Source organism: Ilumatobacter sp. (genome assembly GCF_049588435.1).
Classification (GTDB): domain Bacteria; phylum Actinomycetota; class Acidimicrobiia; order Acidimicrobiales; family Ilumatobacteraceae; genus Ilumatobacter_A.
The window spans coordinates 1-4,060 of the sequence record NZ_JBAVYV010000565.1; the positions used below are offsets into that span (position 1 = coordinate 1).

4 protein-coding genes and 1 pseudogene are annotated in these 4,060 nt (G+C 67.5%); 2 read left to right on the forward strand and 3 right to left on the reverse strand.

The window, feature by feature from the left end; translation table 11 throughout:
• Positions 1–77 precede the first annotated feature (77 nt).
• Together WBV89_RS21285 and WBV89_RS21290 are read right to left on the reverse strand one after the other, a co-directional pair.
• The gene (locus tag WBV89_RS21285) at positions 78–662 is read right to left on the reverse strand and encodes a class I SAM-dependent methyltransferase (protein WP_423983338.1); all 585 of its coding nucleotides are present in this window, start codon (positions 660–662) and stop codon (positions 78–80) included.
• 56 nt (positions 663–718) lie between these two features.
• Positions 719–1,378 carry a nitroreductase family protein gene (locus WBV89_RS21290; protein WP_423983335.1) on the reverse strand — a complete coding sequence of 220 codons (660 nt, stop codon included), beginning with the start codon at positions 1,376–1,378 and terminating at the stop codon, positions 719–721.
• Positions 1,379–1,468: 90 nt separating this feature from the next.
• On the opposite strand from WBV89_RS21290, the gene WBV89_RS21295 reads away from it, so the two are divergent.
• Together WBV89_RS21295 and WBV89_RS21300 are read left to right on the forward strand one after the other, a co-directional pair.
• Entirely contained in the window at positions 1,469–2,362 is an 894-nt protein-coding gene (locus tag WBV89_RS21295) for an acyl-CoA thioesterase (protein ID WP_423983336.1), read from the forward strand.
• Positions 2,359–3,780, forward strand: a complete 1,422-nt coding sequence (locus WBV89_RS21300; protein WP_423983337.1) for a PQQ-dependent sugar dehydrogenase — start codon at positions 2,359–2,361, stop codon at positions 3,778–3,780. Before WBV89_RS21295 ends, WBV89_RS21300 begins: the two co-directional genes overlap by 4 nt.
• Before the next feature lie 29 nt (positions 3,781–3,809).
• On the opposite strand, the pseudogene WBV89_RS21305 reads toward WBV89_RS21300, so the two are convergent.
• Positions 3,810–4,060, reverse strand: a pseudogene (locus tag WBV89_RS21305) (RNB domain-containing ribonuclease); the annotation flags it as partial.

Genomic DNA, 4,060 nt, shown 5'->3' on the forward strand with positions numbered 1-4,060 from the left:
GTGACGGGAGGCGTCACGATCCCACGAAATTCGCCCCGGGCCGGGGTGGGGTGGGACGGGAAGGACCCGTCGGCGCTTCAGGTACGGCGGAGGATGCGGAGGCTGCCGGTGGCGGAGGTCTCCTCGAAGCGGCCCGATTGGATCGCGGGGAGGTAGATCTCCTCGTAGGGCGGGCGTCCGCCGTCGGCCGGGTCGGGGAACACGTCGTGGATGGCGAGCGTTCCACCCGGGGCGACGTGTGGGGTCCAGCCCACGTAGTCCTGACGGGCTGGTTCACGCCCGTGACCACCGTCGATGAACAGGAACGCCAGCGGCGAGGTCCATGCCGCTGCGACCAGCGGCGACCGACCGACGACGGCGATCACCGAGTCCTCGAGGCCGGCATCGTGGATCGCGGCACGGAAGTACGGCAGCGTGTCCATCTTGTCGATGCGCTCGTCGACCACGTCGCGGTCGTGATGCTCCCAGCCGGACTGGTTCTCCTCCGAGCCACGATGGTGGTCGACGGCGAACAGCACCCGATCGGCGCGTTCGGCCGCGTCGCCGAGCCACACCGTCGAGCGGCCACAGTACGAGCCGACCTCGAGCAGTGGGGCATCGGGCACCGCCGCCATCGCCGACACCGCAGCGTCCCACAGGGCATCTCCCTCATCGGCCGGCATGAAGCCCTTCGTGGCCAACGCCAGATCGCGACGCGCCCGGGAAAGACGCGCCGCGGTCACCAGTTGTCCCAGTGGATGATCGTGTCGGGATCGGGGCGCATCGCCTGCTTGAAGTCGGTGCCCTTCGTGTGTGCGATCGGGCTGAGGCAGACCTGCTGGACCTCATCGAACGGAATCCCGACCACGTCGGCGATCTCCTGTTCCATCATCAATCCGACCGTGGTCCAGGCGGTTCCCAGACCGCGTGCTCGCGCGGCGAGCATGAAACTCCACATCGCCGGCAGCACGTTGCCCATCGTCGATGCCGCGATCATCCCCGATGCCCCGTCGACTCTGCCCGAGGCGGTGCAGGCGATGACCAGCGCGGGAGCCTGCCCCATCGTCTGACCGAGGTAGTCGGCCGACGTTGCGACGCGATCCTGTTGTTCCTGCTCAGCAGGTGTGTCCTTGACGATCGAGCCGGCGTAGACGCCATCCATCGACTTGTAGATGTCGAAGCACTGTCGATAGATGTCGCCGATCTTCTCGCGCTTGGCCTCGTCCTGGACGACGACGAACTGCATCGTCATGCTGTTCGATCCCGATGGCGACTGCATCGCGATCCGGACGCAGTCGCGAATGTCGGCGTCGTCGACCGGACGGTCGTAGTCGAGGCGCTTGCGGACAGCTCGGGTCGTGGTCAGCAGTTCGTCAGTGGTGAGATCCAGCAAGGGCATGGCGCAACCCTACGCGGCACCCGCCACCCGGGTGGCACCCACGAACGAGACTGCCGAACGGGCGCGATTTCGTGGCAACATGACACCCTCATGGCTGCCAACTCGCCGATTCCGACCGCTGCCGACAACCAACTGGCGCTCGATGAGCTGGTCGCGCTGCTCGACCTCGAACAGATCGAGGTCAACATCTTCCGTGGAGCCTCGACCGACGAGGAGCGGGTGCGGGTGTTCGGTGGGCAGGTGGCCGGGCAGGCCCTGATCGCCGCCGCACGAACGATCGACGAGCCCGGTCGTCAGGTGCATTCACTGCACGCCTATTTCCTCCGTCCCGGCGACCCCAAGCGACCGATCCTGTACGAGGTCGATCGGATCCGTGACGGTCGGAGCTTCTCGACGCGCCGAGTGGTCGCAGTCCAACACGGCCGTGCGATCTTCAACCTGCAGGCCAGTTTCCACGATCACGAACCCGGTGGTCCCGACCACCAGATGACGATCGACGACAACCTGACACCACCCGATGAGCTTCCCGACTTCCACACTCGGATGGAGCCGTACCGGGAACGGATCGGCGACTGGTACGACCGGCCCCGCCCGATCGACCTGCGCTACGTCGATGGCGATCCGATGAGCCGTCAGGGTGGCTCTGCGGCTTCACAACACGTCTGGCTGCGTGCCAACGGCGCACTTCCCGACGACGACGTGCTGCACGCCTGCATCCTGACCTATGCGAGTGACATGACGTTGCTCGACACGGCGTTGCTCCCCTTCGGTCTGCCGTTCGACCACCCGGGGCTCCAGATGGCGAGCCTCGACCACGCGATGTGGTTCCACCGACCGTTCCGAGTCGACGAGTGGCTGATGTACCAACAGCAGGCGATCTCCACCGGCGCCGCACGCGGTCTCGCGGGCGGAGCGATCTTCACCGCTGACGGTTCGCTGGCGGTGAGCGTCGTCCAAGAGGGTCTGGCAAGGTTCACGAAATGAGCGGACGAAACCTGACCCGTTGCGTTGCCGCGCTCGCGCTGGCGGGCATCGTCGCGGGGTGCACATCGGGGAGTGATGACGCCACGCCCGACACGAGTGCCGACCCGGCGGCGACCGCTCCCGTCGACTCCGACACTCCTTCGACGGAGACACCTCCAACCGAGCCACCGACGACCAGCACCACTCCGCCTGCCACGTCACCTCCCGCGTCCGGCGGAGCGACGCAGGCGCCGGCCTCGACGTTGATCCCGTCACCGGAGGCAGATCTTCCCACCCAGGCCCCCGGACAAGGCGTGCCGGTCACCACCACGCCCGGGCCGCTGCCCGAACCGGCGGTTCGCCTGATCGAACTCGGGACCTACGACCGCCCGGTCGAGACCGCGATCGACGCGGGTGACGGACGGATCTTCGTCGTTCAACAGGGCGGGACCATCGTGGCCGCCGACGACGAGTCCGACGCGGTCGTGTTCGACATCTCCGAGGTGTCCGCGACGACGTTCAGCGGTGCCCAAGGAGAACAGGGCCTGTTGGGCTTGGCCTTCCATCCCGACGAGGACCTGGCCTACGTCGACTTCACCAACGCAGACGGAAACACGGTCGTCGCCGAATTCGCCTTCGATCCGACCACGTACGAGTTCGACCCGACCAGCTACCGCGAGATCCTCACCGTGGAACAGCCGTTCCCGAACCACAACGGTGGGGAGTTGGACTTCGGACCGGACGGATACCTGTACATCGGCCTCGGTGACGGCGGAGCGGCCGACGATCCGGACCGGACGGCGCTCGACCTGTCGTCGCGGCTCGGCAAGCTCCTGCGGATCGATCCGACAGCGACGGACGACGCACCGTTCACCGTTCCCGACGACAACCCGTTCGTGGGCACCGACGGGGCCGATCCGACGATCTGGGCACGCGGACTCCGGAATCCGTGGCGCTTCTCGTTCGACTCCCTCACCGGGGATCTGTGGATCGCCGACGTCGGCCAGGGACGTCTCGAGGAGATCGACCTCGCTCCCGCGACAGACGGACGAGATGCGGGGCGCGGGCTCAACTTCGGTTGGAGCGCGTTCGAGGCCAACGAGGCACTCAACACCGACCAGGATCCAGCGGGCCATGTCCCGCCGGTCGTTTCGTATCCCCACGAGAACGGTGACTGCTCGGTCAGCGGAGGGGTCGTGGCGCGCGACTCGTCGCACCCCGCTCTGAACGGGTGGTACGTGTACGGCGACTTCTGCTCCGGGCGGTTGTGGGCCCTCGACACCACATCGGTCTCGTCCGGCTCCGACGGGCCCGTCGGCACACCCCGGATCGTGGAGCTCGGTACGGTCCCGGCGCTCGCGGCGGTCACCGTCGGCCCATTCGGCGACATCCACGCCGTCTCGAACACCGGGCAGTTGTACCGGCTCGCGCAGGCCTGAGGCACGCCCGTCGGGCGTTGCCCGCGGGATCAGCCGACGCGCTCCACCTCGATCGATCGCTCGGCCACGTCGACCGCCGTCAGCTTGACGCGTACCGGATCACCGGGGTCGACCCGATGCGCCACCGTCCGCGTCACGACCGCCGGATCGCCGATCTGGATGCGGGCACCGCGGTCGTCCTCGTCGGTGATGACGGCATCGAAGGTCTGCCCGACTCGGTCCTCGAGGAGGATGGCCTCCGCGAGGTCGATCGCTGCGCGGTCGACGCGGTTGGCGAGCG

What these genes read in the sequence shown, in the direction of transcription:
- WBV89_RS21285 (WP_423983338.1), bottom strand. Translation starts at nt 662, where the DNA reads ATGCCGGCCGATGAGGGAGATGCCCTGTGGGACGCTGCGGTGTCGGCG.
- WBV89_RS21290 (WP_423983335.1), bottom strand. Translation starts at nt 1,378, where the DNA reads ATGCCCTTGCTGGATCTCACCACTGACGAACTGCTGACCACGACCCGA.
- WBV89_RS21295 (WP_423983336.1), top strand. Translation starts at nt 1,469, where the DNA reads ATGGCTGCCAACTCGCCGATTCCGACCGCTGCCGACAACCAACTGGCG.
- WBV89_RS21300 (WP_423983337.1), top strand. Translation starts at nt 2,359, where the DNA reads ATGAGCGGACGAAACCTGACCCGTTGCGTTGCCGCGCTCGCGCTGGCG.